General features: G+C 67.3%; 1 protein-coding gene and 1 pseudogene. Both read left to right on the top strand.

All coding sequences use genetic code 11. From position 1 onward, the window contains the following. A pseudogene (locus tag U1700_RS15190) lies at nt 1–496 on the top strand (PepSY domain-containing protein); the annotation flags it as partial. A 53-nt stretch (nt 497–549) separates the two neighbouring features. Further along, nucleotides 550–1,094 (top strand): glutathione S-transferase family protein (locus U1700_RS15185; protein WP_332753504.1); only part of this gene is annotated, 545 nt, incomplete at its 3' end.

Raw genomic sequence — 1,094 nt, 5'->3', positions numbered from 1 at the left:
GCCCAATGCCCGCAGCATCGAGTGGAGCGGGGACGCCGGGTTCGCGCGGATAGCGATCGACCGCGCCTCGCCGCAGCCGCGCTGGCTGGACCAGGCGACATTGGCCCCCGCCCGAGCGGCCGATCCGCTGCGCGCCGCGATGCTGGTGCCCGGCGGACGACGGGTGGCGCGCGAATGGCTGGTGCAGCCCGACTTCTACTGGACCGACGCGACCCGTCTGCCGCTCTGGCGGATGCGGTTCGACGATGCGGCGGCGACCTGGCTCTATGTCGATCCGATCAGCGGGGAACTGGTCGAGCGGCAGGATGGCACGCGCCGTGGCTATCGCTGGGTCTATACGCTGCTCCACACTTGGGACTGGCCATGGCTGACCGCGCATTTTTGGGTCTGGACCGGCTGGATGTGGCTCTGGTCGCTGGCCGGGCTGGTCCTGTCGATCAGCGGTGTCGTGCTTGGGCAGCGACGGTTGCGCCGCCCCGTACGCGGGAAGGGGTGAAAACATTGTCGGCGGGGTTGGCGTCGCGCGTCCCGCCCGCTTAAGTGGGCGGCATGTGGCAACTCTACCAATTCCCGCTCTGTCCCTTTTCGCGCAAGGTCCGGCTGCTGCTGGGCGAGAAGGGCGTCGGATACGAATTGGTCCGCGAGTCGCCCTGGCAGCGGCGCGACGAGTTCCTCGACATGAACCCCGCCGGGCAGACCCCGGTGATGGTCGACGAGGAGCGTGGCGTCCTGCTGGTCGATTCGATGGCGATCAGCGAGTTTTTCGAGGAAACGGTCGAAAAGTCGGCGATGATAAACGGCACCGCGGTCGGCCGCGCCGAGATCCGGCGGCTGGTGACGTGGTTCGACACGCATTTCTATCAGGACGTCACCGGCCCCTTGCTTCATGAGCGCATGGTCAAGCGTGTCGCCCGCACCGGCAGCCCTGATGCCAAGGGCCTGCGCGAGGCGATGAAGGCGGCGGTCGGCCATCTCGACTATACCGATTATCTGCTCGACCATCGCAACTGGCTGGGCGGGGCGACGATGAGTCTCGCCGATCTGGCGGCGGCGGCGCAGATTTCGGTCGCCGATTATCTGGGCGGCATCGACTG

The sequence above is a fragment of the Sphingomonas sp. RB1R13 genome, assembly GCF_036663775.1.
Lineage (GTDB): Bacteria > Pseudomonadota > Alphaproteobacteria > Sphingomonadales > Sphingomonadaceae > Sphingomicrobium.
The sequence above is the reverse complement of the archived record's forward strand: the minus strand, read 5'-3'. Positions and strand labels throughout refer to the sequence as shown.